Genomic DNA, 16,228 nt, shown 5'->3' on the forward strand with positions numbered 1-16,228 from the left:
CTCAGTTGATCCCCGCGAGACGCGCGACGCTCAGCGCCGCCTCATGCTGCTGCAGCAGCGCAGCGACCGAGGCGGAGAAGAACGAGGTAAAGGAGGAGGGGTAGATGCCCATCCAGAGGGTCAGCACGATCAGCGGCGCGAAGATCACCACCTCACGCGCGGTCAGGTCCTTCAGGCCGCGCAGATGCTCATGCGTGATCTTGCCGAAGGCGATGCGCTTGTACAGGTACAGCATGTAGGCCGCGCCCAGCACCATGCCGGTGCTGGCACCCAGCGCCACCCAGGGGCTGGACGCCCAGGCGCCGACGATCACCAGGAACTCACCCGGGAAGCCCGCGGTGCCCGGCAGCGCGACGGAAGCCATGGTGAACAGCATGAACACGATGGCATAGGCCGGCAGGATCTTGGCGACACCGCCGTAGCGCGCGATCTCACGCGTGTGCTCGCGGTCGTAGAGGACGCCCACGCAGAGGAACAGCGCGCCGGAGACGACGCCGTGGGACAGCATCTGGAACAGCGCGCCTTCGAGGCCCTGCTGGTTGAAGGTGAAGGTGCCGATCGTGACGATGCCCATATGGGCGACGGACGAATAGGCGATCAGCTTCTTCATGTCCTGCTGCGCGAGGGCCACCAGCGAGGTGTAGACCACGGCGATGACCGACAGGGCGAAGATGAAGGGCGCGAAATCGGCGCTCGCCTGCGGCAGCAGCGGCAGGCTGAAGCGCAGGAAGCCGTAGCCGCCCATCTTCAGCAGCACGCCGGCCAGGATGACGGAGCCCGCAGTCGGTGCCTCGACGTGGGCGTCCGGCAGCCAGGTGTGCACCGGCCACATCGGCACCTTCACCGCGAAGGACGCGAAGAAGGCGAAGAAGATGATCGGCTGCCAGGCCACCGGCACCTGGAACTGCATCAGCGCCGGGATGTCCGTGGTGCCGGCCGCATACCACAGGGCGATGATCGCCAGCAGCATCAGCACGGAACCCAGGAAGGTGTAGAGGAAGAACTTGTAGGCCGCGTAGACGCGCCGCGCCCCGCCCCAGATGCCGATGATCAGGAACATCGGGATCAGGACGCCCTCGAAGAAGATGTAGAACATGATCATGTCCAGGGACACGAACATGCCGATCATCATCGTCTCAAGGATGAGGAAGGCGATCATGTATTCGCGCACGCGGCTGGTCACGCTCTCCCAGGAGGCGAGGATGCACAGCGGCGTCAGGGCGGTCGCCAGCAGCACGAACAGCACCGAGATGCCGTCCACGCCCAGGTGATAGCCGATGCCGAAATCCGGCAGCCAGTCGAGCTTTTCCTCGAACTGGAAGGCGGCGGTGGTCTTGTCGAAGCTGATCCAGAGGATGAGCGACAGCACGAAGACGATCAGGCTGGTCCAGAGCGCGGTCCAGCGAGCGTTGCTCGCGACCGTCTCCTCCTCACCACGCACCAGCATGATGATGAGGGCGCCGGCCAGCGGCAGGAAGGTCAGCAGCGAGAGAAGCGGAAAGCCCGCGGCGTTCATGGCTCAGCGCCCCAGCAGAAAGAGCGAAACGAAGACGACGAGGCCGATGATCATGGCGAAGGCATAGCTCGCCACCCTCCCCGTCTGCAGCCGCATGGCGCTGCGCCCCACGCCGGCCGTCAGTGCCGCCATGCCGTTCGGCATGCCGTCGATGATGCGGGCATCGCCCGTCTGCCACAGCCCGCGCGCCAGGCGCTGGGCGGGGCGAACGAACAGGAAGTCGTACAGCTCGTCGAAGTACCACTTGTTCAGCAGGAAGCGGTACACGCCGCCGAAGGTGGAGGCGAGCTTGCCCGGCACGCCGGGCGCGACGACATACAGCAGCACCGCCAGGATGATGCCCGACACCGCGACGGTGGTGGCCATCAGCGGCACCCAATGCGGCGCATGGTGCATCGCCTCGATCATGTGCTTGGCCGGCAGGTTGAAGATCGCGCCGTTCCAGAACTCGGCCTGATGATGGCCGATGAAGTGGGGCGCGAAGACGATACCCGTCAGGATCGCGCCGGCGGACAGCACCAGCAGCGGCACCAGCATGACCGCCGGGCTCTCATGCACGTGCTCCATCGTGTGATGGTCCGCGCGCGGCTTGCCGTGGAAGGTCATGATGATCAGGCGCCAGGAGTAGAAGGCGGTCAGGAAGGCGGCCAGCACCAGGCAGATGAAGGCATAGGTGCCCGACGCCGTATGGGCGGCGATGGTGCCCTCCAGGATCGCGTCCTTGGAGTAGTAGCCCGCGAAGATCGGGATGCCGGCCAGCGCCAGGCTGCCGATCCAGAACATCGCGTAGGTCACCGGGATCTTCTTCCAGATGCCGCCCATCTTGCGGATATCCTGCTCGTCCGACATCGCGTGGATCACGGAGCCGGCGGAGAGGAACAGCAGCGCCTTGAAGAAGGCGTGGGTGAACAGGTGAAAGACCGAGGCCTGATAGAGGCCGACGCCCGCGGCCGCGAACATGTAGCCCAGCTGCGAGCAGGTGGAGTAGGCGATCACGCGCTTGATGTCGTTCTGCACGCAGCCGATGGTCGCCGCGAACAGCGCCGTCGAAGCACCGACCACGGTGACGAAGCCGAGCGCATAGGGCGCGTGCTCCATGACGGGCGACATGCGCGCCATCAGGAACACGCCCGCGGTCACCAGGGTGGCCGCATGGATCAGCGCGGAAACAGGCGTCGGGCCCTCCATCGCGTCCGGCAGCCAGGTGTGCAGGCCGAGCTGCGCGGACTTGCCGCAGGCGCCCAGGAACAGCAGCACGCCGATCACTTCCATGGAGCGGAAGCCCAGGATCTGGTCGTCCAGGTGCTGCGGGATGGCGGCGAAGATGGTGCCGAATTCCAGCGAACCGAAGGTCCAGAAGGTCAGCGCCATGCCCAGCATGAAGAACAGGTCGCCCACGCGGTTCACGATGAAGGCCTTCATCGCGGCCTTGCAGGCGCTTTCCTTCTCATACCAGTAGCCGATGAGCAGGTAGCTCGCGAGGCCGATGCCTTCCCAGCCGAAGAACAGCTGCACCAGGTTATCGGCCGTCACCAGCATGAGCATCATGAAGGTGAACAGCGACAGGTAGGCGAAGAAGCGCGGCGTCGTCTCGTCATGCGACATGTACCCGACCGAGTACATGTGGATGAAGGTCGAGATGAAGGTGACCATGGCCACCATCACCGCGCTCAGCGTGTCGAAGCGCAGCGACCAGGAGAAGCTCATGTCGCCGACATCGAGCCAAGTCAGCAGCAGCTCGGTGCGCGGGGATTCATGGAAGGCGACGTCGATAAAGGCGGTCACGCCGCAGGCAGCGGCCAGCACCATGAAGAACACGGTGGTCCACTGCGCGGCCTTGTCGCCGATGAAACGGCCCAGGAACCCGCTGATGAGACAGCCCAGCAGCGGGAAGAAAACGGCTCCGACGAACATCGATCAGCCTTTCAGCGTCGAGATGTCCTCGACCTCGATGGAACCGCGATTGCGGAAGTAGATGACGAGAATGGCGAGGCCGATGGCGGCTTCTGCAGCCGCGACCGTCAGGATCAGCATGGCGAAGACCTGGCCGGCCAGATCGTCCAGCCGGGAGGAGAAGGCCACCAGGTTCAGGTTCACCGAGAGCAGGATGAGCTCGATGCTCATCATGATGACGATGACGTTCTTGCGGTTCAGGAAGATGCCGAACACGCCGAGCACGAAGAGGATGGCACTGACCGTGAGGTAGTGCCCGAGACCGATCTCCAGCATCAGTGATGCCCCCCATGACCGTGATCGTCGTGACCATGGCCGTGGCCATGGGAAACCTGCTTAGGCGCGGGTTCGGGCTTGGGCAGCGGGCGATAGATGCCCAGCTCCCGGATGCCCTTGCCGCTCGGCACGGAGAGGATCTCGACCTTGCCCTCGCGCGCCAGCTGGTCCTCGATGACCTGGCGGCGGGTGCCCGGGCGCTCACGCAGGGTCAGCACGATGGCGCCCATCATGGCGACCAGCAGGATCAGCCCCGCGATCTGGAACAGGAAGACATAGTCCGTGTAGAGCACGCGGCCGAGGGCCACCGTGTTGGACACCCCGCCCGGCACCGGAGACAGGCGCAGCTCAGCCGCGTCGCCGCTGAACTGCCAGGTGCCCATCACCATCAGCAGCTCCAGGAACAGGATGCCGCCGACCACGGCCCCGAAGGGCGCGTAGCGCTGGAAGCCCTCACGCATCTTCGCGAAGTCGATGTCGAGCATCATGACCACGAAGAGGAACAGCACGGCGACCGCGCCGACATAGACGATGACCAGGATCATCGCCAGGAACTCGGCCCCCGCCAGCAGGAACAGGCCCGCCGCGTTGAAGAAGCCGAGGATGAGGTAGAGCACCGAATGCACAGGATTGCGCGAGGTGACCACCATGGTCGCACACGCGATCAGGATCGCGGCGAACAGGTAGAAGGCGAGACCGGCAATCATCGATAGGGTGCGTCCAGTTCGAGCCGCTTGGCGATCTCGGCTTCCCAACGGTCGCCGTTCGCCAGCAGGCGGTCCTTGTCGTACATGAGCTCCTCGCGGGTCTCGGTCGCGAACTCGAAGTTCGGACCCTCCACGATGGCGTCCACCGGGCAGGCTTCCTCGCACATGCCGCAGTAGATGCACTTGGTCATGTCGATGTCGTAGCGCGTGGTGCGGCGGCTGCCGTCCTCACGCGGTTCGGCCTCGATCGTGATGGCCTGCGCGGGGCACACGGCCTCGCACAGCTTGCACGCGATGCAGCGTTCCTCGCCGTTGGCGTAGCGGCGCAGCGCGTGCTCCCCCTTGAAGCGCGGCGACAGCGGCAGCTTCTCATAGGGGTACATGATGGTGGCCTTCTTGCCGAAGAAGTACTTCAGCGTCAGCCCCAGACCGGAGACCAGCTCGGCGAGCAGGAAACTCCGCGCGAAACGATCGAGCCTCATGCCGGCAGCCACCCCATCAGTTTCAGCGTCAATGCCGTGATGATCAGCCACACCAGGCTGAACGGCAGGAAGACCTTCCAGCCCAGACGCATAAGCTGGTCATAGCGGTAGCGCGGGAAGGTCGCGCGCACCCACACGAAGCAGAAGAACAGCAGCCCGGCCTTCAGCGCGAACCACAGCGGGCCCGGCACCCAGGTGAAGGGCTCGATCGCCATCGGCGGCAGCCACCCACCCAGGAACAGGATGGTGGTCAGCGAGCACATCAGCAGGATGTTCGCGTATTCGCCGAGGAAGAACAGCGCGAAGGACATCGAGGAGTATTCGACGAAGAAGCCCGCCACCAGCTCGCTCTCGCCCTCGGGAAGGTCGAAGGGCGCGCGGTTGGTTTCCGCCAGCGTGCTGATGAAGAAGATGATCGCCATCGGGAACAGCGGGATCACGTACCAGACGGTGGTCTGGGCCCGCACGATCTCGGTCAGGTTCAGCGAGCCCGCGCAGAGCAGCACGCAGACGATGACGAAGCCCATCGAGACTTCGTAGGACACCATCTGCGCGGCAGAGCGCAGCGCGCCGAGGAAGGCGTATTTCGAGTTGGACGCCCAGCCCGCGATGATGACGCCGTAGACGCCGAGCGAGCTGACCGCGAACAGGTACAGGATGCCGACATTGATGTCGGCGATGGCCCAGCCATCATTCACCGGGATGACCGACCAGGCGATCATCGCGAGCAGGAAGGTCAGCATCGGCGCCGCGAGGAAGAGGTACCGGCTCGCGCCCGTGGGCACGATGGTTTCCTTCATCAGCATCTTCAGCGCGTCGGCGAAGGGCTGCAGCATGCCGAAGGGGCCGACCACGTTCGGCCCCTTGCGCAGCTGCATCGCGGCCATGATCCGGCGCTCGGCCCAGGTCATGTAGGCCACCGCGATCAGCACCGGCACCAGAAGGGCCAGCGCCTGCGCGACCGTCAGCACCAGGTGGCCGACGGGGGTGGCCAGGAAGTCTTGTAGAGCCTGCATGGGTTACTCCGCCGCCAGCAGCGGGGTGGAGCCCATATAGACCTTGGCGCATTCGGCCATGGTCGGGCTCGCCCGGCCGATCGGCTCAGCCTGCCAGTAATTGCGCGAGGATGCCGCGAAGGCCGCCGTGCCGGCAGGACCGGCAACGGGGGCGGCACCGGGTTCGGCCCGCACCAGACCCTGCGCCGAGAACAGCGGATGCGCGGCGCGCAGCTGCTCCAGCGTGTCGAAGGGCACGGTCACGTCGAGGGCCGCGGCCGCCGCGCGCAGGATGCGCCAGTCGGGCTTGGCCTCGCCGGGCGGCTGCACCGCGGCATAGGCGCGCTGCACCCGGCCCTCGGTGTTCACCCAGGTGCCTTCCTTCTCGGTATAGGCGGCGCCCGGCAGGATCACATCCGCCCGCGCAGCGCCGGCATCGCCATGGTGGCCCTGATAGACCACAAAGGTGCCGGCCGGGATGGCCGATGCGTCGAAGCCGTCGGCACCCAGCAGCCACAGCGCGTCCACGGCACCCGGGGCCATCATGCCCGCGAGGTCGAGACCGCCCTGCCCCGGCAGGAAGCCGAGATCCAGCGCGCCGACCTGGCCGCCAAAATGATGCAGCAGGCTGAAGCCGTTCCAGTCGGGCGTGGGGTTCGCCAGCGCCCAGGCCTGGGCCAGCAGCGCCTTGGCATCGGGGCGGGTCAGCGCCTCGCGGCTCAGGATCACGACCGGCTTCTGCGCACCGGCCAGGAAGTCGGTCGCCAGTGCGGCCGGATCCTCACCCAGATGCGTGTAGCGGTAGGTCAGGTCGAGGCCCTTCGCACCGACGAAACCCACCTTCAGCCCGGCCAGATAGGCCTTGCGGATGCGCGCGTTGATCACGGGCGCCTCGGTGCGCGGGTTGCCGCCGATGATCAGCAGCGCGTCCGCTTCCTCGATGCCCGCGATGGTCGCGTTGAACAGGTAATGCGCGCGGTTGGCGCCGTCGATGGCGGCACCGTCCTGGCGGCAATCCATGTTGGCCGAGCCCATGCCGGCCAGCAGCGACTTCAGCGCTAAGATCGCCTCGGCGTCCACCGTGTCACCCACGATGCCGCCGACGCGGCCCTTGAAGCCTTCGGCGACGGCCACCATCGCCTCTTCCCAGGTCGCGGGCTTCAGCTTGCCGTCGCGCTTCACCCAGGGGCGGTCCAGGCGCTTGCGCTTCAGCCCGTCGAAGGAGAAGCGGCCGCGGTCGCCCATCCACTCCTCGTTCACGTCATCGTCCTGGCGCGGCATGATGCGCAGCACCTCGGCGCCGCGCGTGTCGATGCGGATGGGGGTGCCCGTCGCGTCCAGCACGTCGATGCTGTCGGTCTTGGTCAGCTCCCAAGGGCGCGCCACGAAGGCGTAGGGGCGGCTGGTCAGCGCGCCCACCGGGCAGATGTCGATCAGGTTGCCGGAAAGCTCGCTGGTCAGCGCCTTTTCGACATAGGTCCCGATTTCCATGTTCTCGCCGCGGTTGGTCGCACCGAGTTCGGGCACGCCCGCGACTTCGGCGGCGAAGCGGACGCAGCGCGTGCACTGGATGCAGCGCGTCATCACCGTCTTCACCAGCGGGCCGACATACTTGTCCTTCACCGCGCGCTTGGGTTCGTGGAAGCGGCTGATGCCGTTGCCATAGCCCACGGCCTGGTCCTGCAGGTCGCACTCACCGCCCTGGTCGCAGATCGGGCAATCCAGCGGGTGGTTGATCAGCAGGAATTCCATCACGCCCCGGCGCGCGTTGCGCACCACCGGCGTGTCGGTGAACACCTTCATCCCGTCCATGACGGGGTATGCGCAGGAGGCGACGGGCTTGGGCGCCCGTTCCACCTCGACCAGGCACATGCGGCAGTTACCCGCCACCGACAGGCGCTCATGATAACAGAAGCGCGGGATTTCCTTGCCCGCCGCCTCGCAGGCCTGGAGGACGGAGGAGCCGTTGGGCACCTCCACCTCGATCCCGTCGACCGTGACTTTCGCCATGCGTCTTACTCCGCCGCCATCGGCATCGGGATACCCTTGCGGGCGTAGATGCGCCGTTCCATCTCGGGCCGGAAATGCCGGATCAGGCCCTGCACGGGCCAGACGCCGCCATCGGCCAGCGCGCAGATGGTATGACCCTCGATCTGGCGCGTGACCTGTTCGAGCACGTCGATCTCCTCGATCTCGGCGTCGCCCTCGACCATGCGCAGCATCATGCGGTTCACCCAGCCCATGCCTTCGCGGCAGGGGGTGCACTGGCCGCAGCTCTCATGCTTGTAGAACTGCGACAGGCGCTGGATGGCCTTCACGATGTCGGTGGACTTGTCCATCACGATCAGGCCCGCGGTGCCCAGGCCCGACTTGTGCTCGCGCAGCGCGTCGAAATCCATCAGCACGTCGTCGCAGATGTGCTTGGGCAGCAGCGGCGTCGAGGACCCGCCCGGGATCACGCAGAGCAGGTTGTCCCACCCGCCGCGCACGCCGCCGGCGTAACGCTCGATCAGCTCGCGCATCGGGATGCTCATCTCGGCTTCCACGTTGCACGGCTTGTTCACGTGGCCGGAGATGCAGAACACCTTGGTGCCCTGGTTCTTGGGGCGGCCGAAGCTGGCGAACCAGGACGGGCCACGGCGCATGATGGTCGGCACCACCGCGATGGTCTCGACGTTGTTCACCGTGGTCGGGCGGCCATACAGGCCCATCGCCGCCGGGAAGGGCGGCTTCAGGCGGGGCGTGCCCTTCTTGCCTTCCAGGCTCTCGATCAGCGCGGTCTCTTCGCCGCAGATGTAGGCGCCGGCGCCGCGATGCACATACAGGTCGTAGTCATAGCCCGACCCGCAGGCGTTCTTGCCGAGCAGCCCCGCGTCATAGGCCTCGCGGATCGCGGCTTCGAGAACCGCGATCTCGTTGAAATACTCGCCGCGCACATAGATGTAGCCGGCGGTGGCGCCCATCGCGAAACCCGCGATCAGGCAGCCTTCGATCAGCTTGTGCGGATCGTGGCGGATGATGTCGCGGTCCTTGCAGGTGCCGGGCTCGGACTCGTCGCCGTTCACCACCAGGTACACCGGCTTGCCGTCCGACTGCTTGGGCATGAAGGACCACTTCATGCCGGTCGGGAAGCCCGCGCCGCCGCGGCCGCGAAGGCCGGAGTTCTTGATGTCCTCGACGATCGCGTCACGGCCCTTGGCCAGGATCGCCGCCGTGCCGTCCCAGTCGCCGCGCATCTGCGCGGCGGCCAGGTTCCACGGCTTCAGGCCGTAGAGGTTCGTGAAGATGCGGTCCTTGTCGGAAAGCGCCATGGATCAGCCCTCCTCACCGGTCAGGACCATGGGACCACCCTCGGGCGCGCTGGTCTGGCGGCCGATGACGCTGCCCGGGGTCGGCCGCTCGCCGCGCTTCAGCGCCTCGATCAGCTTCACCGTGCTGTCGTAGTCCATGTCCTCGTAATAGTCGTCGTCGACCTGCAGGATCGGCGCGTTCACGCAGGCGCCGAGGCACTCGACCTCGCTCATGGTGAACAGCCCGTCGGGGCTGGTCGCGCCATAGCCGCTGACGTGGCCGGCATCCTTGCAGGCGCGCAGCACGTCATCGGACCCGCGCAGCATGCACGGCGTGGTGCCGCAGACCTGCAGGTGATAGCGGCCCATCTTCTTCGTGTTGAACATGAAGTAGAAGGTCGCGACCTCATACACGCGGATCGGCGCGATCTCGAGGCGTTCCGCGATCGCGTCCATCGCCACGCGCGGCACCCAGGCGCTGCCGGTCTGGCGGCCCATCTGCTTCTGCACGACATACAGCAGCGGGATGGTGCCGCTGGCCTTCTTCGGCTCAGGGTAACGAGCGAGGATCTCGGCGATCTTCTTCTCGCTCTCCTCGTCGAACGCGAAAGATTGGGGTTCTTCGCTCACCGGTCGATCTCCCCGAACACGACATCAAGGCTGCCGATGATCGCCACCGCGTCAGCCAGCATATGACCCTTGGAGAGCTTCTCCGTGGCCTGAAGATGGGCGTAGCCCGGCGAGCGGATCTTGCAGCGGTACGGCTTGTTGCCGCCGTCGGCCACCAGATACACACCGAACTCGCCCTTGGGCGCCTCAACCACCGAATAGGTGGCGCCAGCGGGGACGTGGTAGCCCTCGCTGTACAGCTTGAAGTGATGGATCAGCGCCTCCATCGAGCGCTTCATCTCGGCGCGCTTCGGCGGGGCGATCTTGTTGTCCGCGATCTTGATCGGGCCCGGGCGCATCTGCGCCAGGCACTGGCGGACGATCTTCAGCGACTCGCGCATCTCGATCACGCGGACCAGGTAGCGGTCATAGCAGTCGCCATGACGGCCGACCGGGACGTCGAACTCCATGCGGTCATACAGCTCATACGGCTGCTGGCGGCGCAGGTCCCACGGCACGCCGGAGGCGCGCAGGCAGGGGCCGGAGAAGCCCCACGCGATCGCGTCCTCGGCGCTGATGACGCCGATGTTCACGGTGCGCTGCTTGAAGATGCGGTTGTTGGTGACCAGCCGCTCCATGTCGTCGATGAAGGCCGGGAAGGCATCCGCCCAGCTCTCGATCTTGGACTGCAGGTTGGCGGGGATGTCCTTGGCCACGCCGCCCGGACGGAAATAGTTGGCGTGGTAATGGCTGCCCGAGACCATCTCGTACATCTCAAGGAGATGCTCTCGCTGCTCGAAGCCCCACAGCGCCGGCGTGATGCCGCCGCAGTCCATGACATAGGTCGTCAGGTTCAGCAGGTGGTTCAGGATGCGCGTGATCTCGGAGAGCATCACGCGGATGTAGCGCGCGCGTTCCGGCACATCGCCGTCGATGCCCAGCAGCCGCTCCGTGCCGAGCGCGAAGGCATGCTCCATCGCCATCGGGCTGACGTAGTCCAGGCGGTCGAAATACGGCAGCGCCTGGAGGTAGGTCTTGTACTCGATCAGCTTCTCGGTGCCGCGGTGCAGCAGGCCGATATGCGGGTCGGCACGCTCCACCACCTCGCCCTTCAGCTCCATCACCAGGCGCAGCACGCCATGGGCGGCCGGATGCTGGGGGCCAAAGTTGATGTGGTGGCTGTCCACCTCGACGACGCGCGTCTCCTCGACGGGCGTCTCGCCGGTTCCGGTCGTGAGGCTCACGGCTTCACCTCCTCAGCAGGCGGCGGGGGCGGCGGCAGGCGGTTCAGATGCACCTTCTCGTCGCCCGGCAGGGTCGTCATCGCCTCCCAGGGGGAGGTGAAGTCGAAGCTGCGGAAATCCTGGGTCAGCTTCACCGGCTCATAGACCACGTCCTTGAGGGTGGCGTCGTAGCGCACCTCGACATGGCCGGTCAGCGGGAAGTCCTTGCGCAGCGGATGCCCCTCGAAGCCGTAATCCGTGAGGATGCGGCGCTGGTCGGAGAGCCCCTCGAAGGAGACGCCGTACATGTCCCAGGTCTCGCGCTCGAACCAGGTGGCGCTGGGCCACAGGCCGGTCACGCTCGGCACCGGGGTCATCTCGGTGGCCGTCACGATCACCCGCAGGCGATGGTTCAGCGCGACCGAGAGCAGGTTGTAGACCACCTCGAAACGCTCCGGCCGCTCGGGCCAGTCCATGCCGCAGATGTCCATGCACTGGTCGAAGGCCAGGGAGGGGTGATCGCGCAGGATGCCCATGATGGGCAGCAGCCTCTCACGCGGGGCATGCAGCACCAGCTCGGCGCCATAGCGGTCACGCGTCAGCACCGCGTCGGGCAGGGTGGCGCGCAGCGCCTCTTCCAGCATCTCAACCACGAAGGATGGTCCCCGTCCGGCGGATCTTCTTCTGCAGCTGCATGATGCCGTAGACGAGGCCCTCGGCCGTCGGCGGGCAGCCGGGCACATAGACATCGACGGGCACGATGCGGTCGCAGCCGCGCACCACGCTGTAGGAGTAGTGGTAGTAGCCGCCGCCATTGGCGCAGCTGCCCATGCTGATCACCCAGCGCGGCTCGCTCATCTGGTCGTAGACCTTGCGCAGCGCGGGGGCCATCTTGTTGGTCAGCGTGCCGGCCACGATCATCACATCCGACTGGCGCGGCGAACCGCGCGGGATGATGCCGAAGCGGTCGAGATCGTAGCGCGCCATATAGGCGTGGATCATGGGCACCGCGCAGCAGGCCAGGCCGAAGGTCATCGGCCACAGGCTGCCCGTGCGCGCCCAGTTCACGATCTTGTCGAGATTGGCGACGACAAAGCCCTTGTCGTCGATCTCACCGGTGATCCCCTTGATCACCGCATCCTGTTCGGCGCCGGGGGGCAGCGCCTCACGGTTCCAGGCGAGCTCGCTCATCGGGTCACTCCCAGTCCAGGGCGCCCTTGCGCCACTCATAGATGAAACCCACCGTCAGCACGCCCAGGAACGCCATCATGCTGCCGAAGCCCAGCCAGCCGATTTCACCGAGCGTGATGGCCCAGGGGAACAGGAAGGCGACTTCCAGGTCGAAGATGATGAACAGGATGGCCACCAGATAGAACCGCACATCGAAGCGGTGGCGCGTGTCCTCGAAGGGCTCGAAGCCGCACTCATAGGTGGAGAGCTTCTCGGCGTCCGGCTTCTGACGGGCCACGAGAAGCGCACCGCCGACCATGGCAATGGCGATTCCCGCCGCGATCCCGATGAAGACCAGGATGGGGAAATACTCCCCGAGAAGGCTGGCGCTCATGCTGGCCCTACCTTGGTTACGCGTTACCCGTGGGGCCCGCGGCCGCCCCGTGGGGAGGGCAACGGGATCCAGCCACACATGCATTCGCGGGGCAGAGACCCGGAGTGCAGCGCAGCGTGAGCGGACCATACTCCCGCCGCCCAGCTTTCGCCATAGTCGCCGAAGGCAAAAAAACGCAACGGTTTTCCCCTGGGCTGCTTGGTAGCAGCCCAGTCAACAATCTGAATTGTATGGGGAAAACTGGCGCGAGTGACGGGGCTCGAACCCGCGACCTCCGGCGTGACAGGCCGGCGCTCTAACCGACTGAGCTACACCCGCGTTCTGTGAGGCGGCTTTTGAAGGTTACGGCCCGAAGTGTCAACCGAGGGGGGCGGAGAAAAATCGCCCGCATGTGACAGGGCTGTGGATCATGCACTGGAATAGGAAAATGGGGCGGTCGGGGAATGGGCGCTGAGGGATTCGAACCCCCGGCATCCTCGGTGTAAACGAGGCGCTCTACCGCTGAGCTAAGCGCCCGCCCTGCCCCGGCTATAGCCGCCCTGGAGCGCCTTGCCCAGGGACCGCACCCCCTGCCTCCCCCCCTGCCCCAGCGACCCGCCCATGAACGCCCCGCACAACGAAAAAGGGCCGACCCCTGCGGGCCGGCCCTTCGTCATCCCCCCATGACGGGAAGAATCAGTTCACGGCGTCCTTCAGGCCCTTGCCGGGCTTGAAGCGGACGGTCGTGGAAGCGGGAATCTTGATTTCCTCGCCGGTGCGCGGGTTGCGGCCCTTGCCGGCCTTGCGCTTGCTGGTGCTGAAGGTGCCGAAGCCGACCAGGCGCACTTCCTGCTTCTTCTTCAGCGACTTGGTGATCGCCTCGAACAGTGCGTCCAGCACCTCGCCGGCCTTCGCCTTCGAGAGCTCGCCAGATTCGGCCACAACGGCCACCAGATCCTGCTTGTTCATCCTGCCCCCTGCGGGAGTGCCGTGGCCGGCCGATTCCAGCCACGAAAATCAGGCCGCACACTAGTTTCGCGCCTCAAAGCCCGTCAACCGCGACGGCCCGCTTATCCCCGGAAATCCGCCATTTTCTGCAACGCACAATAAAAAAGGGGCGCCTTTCGGCACCCCTTTTCGATTCGCTGCACTGCGTTGTTTCAGTGCGGACGCACCGCCGCCGATTCGCCCGCCGGCGGCACCGCCGGCAGTTCCTCGGGCTCCACCCAGTCGATGGGCTCCGGCGCGCGGACCAGCGCCTTGGCCAGCACCTGGTCGACGTGATCGACGGGCAGAATCTTCAGCCCCTTCTTCACGTTGTCCGGGATCTCGGCCAGGTCCTTCTCGTTGTCCTTCGGGATGAAGACGGTCTTGATGCCCGCGCGCAGCGCGGCCAGCAGCTTCTCCTTCAGGCCCCCGATCGGCAGCACCCTGCCCCGCAGCGTGATCTCGCCGGTCATCGCCACGTCGCGGCGCACCGGGATGCCGGTCAGCACGCTGACGATGGAGGTGGCCATGGCGATACCCGCACTCGGGCCATCCTTGGGCGTCGCACCTTCCGGCACATGCACATGGATGTCGCGCTTCTCGAACAGGGTCGGCTTGATGCCGAACACCGTCGAGCGGCTGCGGACATAGGACAGCGCCGCGGAGACGCTTTCCTTCATCACGTCGCCCAGCTGGCCCGTCGGCTTGATGTTGCCCTTGCCGGGCACCACCACGCTTTCGATCGAGAGGATGTCGCCACCCACCTCGGTCCAGGCGAGGCCCGTGACGACGCCGACCAGATCCTCGGTTTCCGCGACGCCGAAGCGGAACTTCGGCACGCCCGCGTACTTCTCGAGGTTCTTCTTCGTCATCGCGACCTTCTTGGCCTTGCCGGTCACGATCTCCTTCACCGCCTTGCGCGCCAGGCCGCCGATCTCGCGCTCCAGGCTGCGCACCCCCGCCTCACGGGTATAGGTGCGCACCATCTCGCGAATCGCGTCCTCGGCCAGCGACCACTCGCCCGCCTTCAGGCCGTTCGCCTCGCTGACCTTGGGGATCAGGTGGCGCTTGGTGATCTCGACCTTCTCATCCTCGGTGTAGCCACCGACGCGGATGATCTCCATGCGGTCCAGCAGCGGCTGGGGCATGCGCAGGGAGTTGGCGGTCGTGACGAACATCACGTCCGACAGGTCGTAGTCGACCTCCAGGTAGTGGTCCTGGAAGGTGCTGTTCTGCTCGGGGTCCAGCACCTCCAGCAGGGCGGAGGACGGGTCACCGCGCCAATCGGCGCCCAGCTTGTCGATCTCATCCAGCAGGAACAGCGGGTTGCTGGTCTTGGCCTTCTTCATGCCCTGGATGATCTTGCCGGGCATGGAGCCGATATAGGTCCGGCGGTGGCCGCGAATCTCGGCCTCGTCGCGCACGCCGCCCAGCGAGATGCGCACGAAGCTGCGCCCCGTGGCCTTCGCGATGGACTTGCCCAGCGAGGTCTTACCGACGCCCGGGGGGCCGACCAGGCACAGGATGGGGCCACGGATCTTCTGGCTGCGGCTCTGCACCGCCAGGTATTCCGTGATGCGCTCCTTCACCTTCTCCAGGCCGTAGTGGTCGGCGTCCAGCACCTTCTCGGCTTCCGGAACGTCGTTCTTGACCTTGGACTTCTTCTTCCAGGGGATCGACAGGATCCAGTCGAGGTAGTTGCGCACCACCGTCGCCTCGGCGGACATCGGCGACATGCTGCGCAGCTTCTTCAGCTCCGCCATCGCCTTCTCGCGGGCTTCCTTCGACAGCTTGGTCTTGTTGATGCGGGCTTCGAGCTCGGCGCTTTCGTCCTTGCCTTCCTCGCCCTCACCCAGCTCCTTCTGGATCGCCTTCAGCTGTTCGTTCAGGTAGTACTCGCGCTGCGTCTTCTCCATCTGCCGCTTCACGCGGTTGCGGATGCGCTTCTCCACCTGCAGAACGCCGATCTCGCCTTCCATATGGGCGAAGACGCGCTCCAGCCGCCCGTTGACGGACGGGATCTCCAGCAGCTCCTGCTTCTCGGCGATCTTGATCGACAGGTGGCTGGCCACCGTGTCCGCCAGCTTGGCGGGGTCGTCGATCTGGTTGATCGAGACCAGCACCTCGGGCGCGATCTTCTTGTTGAGCTTGATGTAGTTCTCGAACTGGCCGACCACGGTGCGGGCCAGCGCCTCGACTTCCTTGGGGGAAGCGGTGCCGGGCTCGTCGATCAGCTCGGCCGTCGCCTCGAAATGGCTATCGGTGTTCTGGAACTCGGTCACGCGGGCGCGCTTGCTGCCCTCGACCAGCACCTTCACCGTGCCGTCAGGCAGCTTCAGCAGCTGCAGCACCGTGGAGACGGTGCCCGTGCGGTACAGGTCGGCCTCGCCCGGATCGTCCTGGGCGGCGTTCTTCTGGGTGACCAGCAGGATCTGCTTGTCGTCGCGCATCACCGCCTCGAGGGCGTGCACGGACTTCTCACGCCCCACGAAGAGCGGGACGATCATGTGGGGGAACACCACGATATCCCGCAGCGGCAGGACGGGGATCTGATCGCCGCTCTTGAATTCAGTCATCGGACCTCACTTCGGACAGTCGGGCCGGCCACCACCCTCAAGCGGCATGGTGGGCGGTGTCGGGAAACTGC

At 65.8% G+C, this 16,228-nt stretch carries 15 protein-coding genes and 2 tRNA genes; all 17 read right to left on the minus strand.

From position 1 onward, the window contains the following. Nucleotide 1: 1 nt before the first annotated feature. Nucleotides 2–1,516, minus strand: coding sequence for an NADH-quinone oxidoreductase subunit M (locus EOD42_RS17700; RefSeq protein WP_127788901.1), 1,515 nt, complete (start codon nt 1,514–1,516; stop codon nt 2–4). Nucleotides 1,517–1,519: 3 nt separating this feature from the next. Then, the gene (nuoL, locus tag EOD42_RS17705; RefSeq protein WP_127788902.1) at nt 1,520–3,430 is read right to left on the minus strand and encodes an NADH-quinone oxidoreductase subunit L; all 1,911 of its coding nucleotides are present in this window, start codon (nt 3,428–3,430) and stop codon (nt 1,520–1,522) included. Nucleotides 3,431–3,433: 3 nt separating this feature from the next. Next, entirely contained in the window at nt 3,434–3,745 is a 312-nt protein-coding gene (nuoK, locus tag EOD42_RS17710; protein ID WP_164867995.1) for an NADH-quinone oxidoreductase subunit NuoK, read from the minus strand. Next, a complete protein-coding gene (locus EOD42_RS17715) occupies nt 3,745–4,452 on the minus strand; it encodes an NADH-quinone oxidoreductase subunit J (RefSeq protein WP_127788903.1) in 708 nt (235 codons plus the stop codon). Before EOD42_RS17715 ends, nuoK begins: the two co-directional genes overlap by 1 nt. After that, nucleotides 4,449–4,934 carry an NADH-quinone oxidoreductase subunit NuoI gene (gene nuoI / locus EOD42_RS17720; protein ID WP_127788904.1) on the minus strand — a complete coding sequence of 162 codons (486 nt, stop codon included), beginning with the start codon at nt 4,932–4,934 and terminating at the stop codon, nt 4,449–4,451. Before nuoI ends, EOD42_RS17715 begins: the two co-directional genes overlap by 4 nt. Then, nucleotides 4,931–5,950 (minus strand): NADH-quinone oxidoreductase subunit NuoH, encoded by a 1,020-nt coding sequence (nuoH, locus tag EOD42_RS17725; protein WP_127788905.1) that lies wholly within the window; start codon nt 5,948–5,950, stop codon nt 4,931–4,933. Before nuoH ends, nuoI begins: the two co-directional genes overlap by 4 nt. Nucleotides 5,951–5,953: 3 nt before the next feature. Then, nucleotides 5,954–7,939: an NADH-quinone oxidoreductase subunit NuoG gene (nuoG, locus tag EOD42_RS17730; protein ID WP_127788906.1), complete on the minus strand. Its 1,986-nt coding sequence runs from the start codon at nt 7,937–7,939 to the stop codon at nt 5,954–5,956. Nucleotides 7,940–7,944: 5 nt separating this feature from the next. Beyond that, nucleotides 7,945–9,240: an NADH-quinone oxidoreductase subunit NuoF gene (nuoF, locus tag EOD42_RS17735; RefSeq protein WP_127788907.1), complete on the minus strand. Its 1,296-nt coding sequence runs from the start codon at nt 9,238–9,240 to the stop codon at nt 7,945–7,947. A 3-nt stretch (nt 9,241–9,243) separates the two neighbouring features. Beyond that, complete coding sequence (locus tag EOD42_RS17740) at nt 9,244–9,849, minus strand: complex I 24 kDa subunit family protein (RefSeq protein ID WP_127788908.1); 606 nt, start codon at nt 9,847–9,849, stop codon at nt 9,244–9,246. Beyond that, a complete protein-coding gene (locus EOD42_RS17745) occupies nt 9,846–11,072 on the minus strand; it encodes an NADH-quinone oxidoreductase subunit D (RefSeq protein ID WP_127788909.1) in 1,227 nt (408 codons plus the stop codon). The genes EOD42_RS17740 and EOD42_RS17745 overlap by 4 nt, the downstream gene beginning before the upstream one ends. After that, nucleotides 11,069–11,695, minus strand: coding sequence for an NADH-quinone oxidoreductase subunit C (locus EOD42_RS17750; protein ID WP_127788967.1), 627 nt, complete (start codon nt 11,693–11,695; stop codon nt 11,069–11,071). The genes EOD42_RS17745 and EOD42_RS17750 overlap by 4 nt, the downstream gene beginning before the upstream one ends. A 1-nt stretch (nt 11,696) precedes the next feature. Further along, complete coding sequence (locus EOD42_RS17755) at nt 11,697–12,242, minus strand: NuoB/complex I 20 kDa subunit family protein (RefSeq protein ID WP_127788910.1); 546 nt, start codon at nt 12,240–12,242, stop codon at nt 11,697–11,699. A 4-nt stretch (nt 12,243–12,246) separates the two neighbouring features. Beyond that, the gene (locus EOD42_RS17760) at nt 12,247–12,615 is read right to left on the minus strand and encodes an NADH-quinone oxidoreductase subunit A (protein ID WP_127788911.1); all 369 of its coding nucleotides are present in this window, start codon (nt 12,613–12,615) and stop codon (nt 12,247–12,249) included. A 241-nt stretch (nt 12,616–12,856) separates the two neighbouring features. Further along, nucleotides 12,857–12,933: transfer RNA gene (locus tag EOD42_RS17765), tRNA-Asp, on the minus strand. 126 nt (nt 12,934–13,059) lie between these two features. Further along, nucleotides 13,060–13,131, minus strand: a tRNA-Val gene (locus EOD42_RS17770). A 159-nt stretch (nt 13,132–13,290) separates the two neighbouring features. Next, the gene (locus EOD42_RS17775; protein ID WP_127788912.1) at nt 13,291–13,563 is read right to left on the minus strand and encodes an HU family DNA-binding protein; all 273 of its coding nucleotides are present in this window, start codon (nt 13,561–13,563) and stop codon (nt 13,291–13,293) included. Nucleotides 13,564–13,754: 191 nt separating this feature from the next. Beyond that, on the minus strand, nt 13,755–16,157 hold the full coding sequence (lon, locus tag EOD42_RS17780) for an endopeptidase La (protein ID WP_127788913.1): 2,403 nt from the start codon (nt 16,155–16,157) through the stop codon (nt 13,755–13,757). Between the last annotated feature and the right edge of the window lie 71 nt (nt 16,158–16,228).

The organism is Rhodovarius crocodyli (genome assembly GCF_004005855.1).
GTDB lineage: Bacteria > Pseudomonadota > Alphaproteobacteria > Acetobacterales > Acetobacteraceae > Rhodovarius > Rhodovarius crocodyli.

What these genes read in the sequence shown, in the direction of transcription:
- EOD42_RS17700 (WP_127788901.1), bottom strand. Translation starts at nt 1,516, where the DNA reads ATGAACGCCGCGGGCTTTCCGCTTCTCTCGCTGCTGACCTTCCTGCCG.
- nuoL (WP_127788902.1), bottom strand. Translation starts at nt 3,430, where the DNA reads ATGTTCGTCGGAGCCGTTTTCTTCCCGCTGCTGGGCTGTCTCATCAGC.
- nuoK (WP_164867995.1), bottom strand. Translation starts at nt 3,745, where the DNA reads ATGCTGGAGATCGGTCTCGGGCACTACCTCACGGTCAGTGCCATCCTC.
- EOD42_RS17715 (WP_127788903.1), bottom strand. Translation starts at nt 4,452, where the DNA reads ATGATTGCCGGTCTCGCCTTCTACCTGTTCGCCGCGATCCTGATCGCG.
- nuoI (WP_127788904.1), bottom strand. Translation starts at nt 4,934, where the DNA reads ATGAGGCTCGATCGTTTCGCGCGGAGTTTCCTGCTCGCCGAGCTGGTC.
- nuoH (WP_127788905.1), bottom strand. Translation starts at nt 5,950, where the DNA reads ATGCAGGCTCTACAAGACTTCCTGGCCACCCCCGTCGGCCACCTGGTG.
- nuoG (WP_127788906.1), bottom strand. Translation starts at nt 7,939, where the DNA reads ATGGCGAAAGTCACGGTCGACGGGATCGAGGTGGAGGTGCCCAACGGC.
- nuoF (WP_127788907.1), bottom strand. Translation starts at nt 9,240, where the DNA reads ATGGCGCTTTCCGACAAGGACCGCATCTTCACGAACCTCTACGGCCTG.
- EOD42_RS17750 (WP_127788967.1), bottom strand. Translation starts at nt 11,695, where the DNA reads ATGCTGGAAGAGGCGCTGCGCGCCACCCTGCCCGACGCGGTGCTGACG.
- EOD42_RS17755 (WP_127788910.1), bottom strand. Translation starts at nt 12,242, where the DNA reads ATGAGCGAGCTCGCCTGGAACCGTGAGGCGCTGCCCCCCGGCGCCGAA.
- EOD42_RS17760 (WP_127788911.1), bottom strand. Translation starts at nt 12,615, where the DNA reads ATGAGCGCCAGCCTTCTCGGGGAGTATTTCCCCATCCTGGTCTTCATC.
- EOD42_RS17775 (WP_127788912.1), bottom strand. Translation starts at nt 13,563, where the DNA reads ATGAACAAGCAGGATCTGGTGGCCGTTGTGGCCGAATCTGGCGAGCTC.
- lon (WP_127788913.1), bottom strand. Translation starts at nt 16,157, where the DNA reads ATGACTGAATTCAAGAGCGGCGATCAGATCCCCGTCCTGCCGCTGCGG.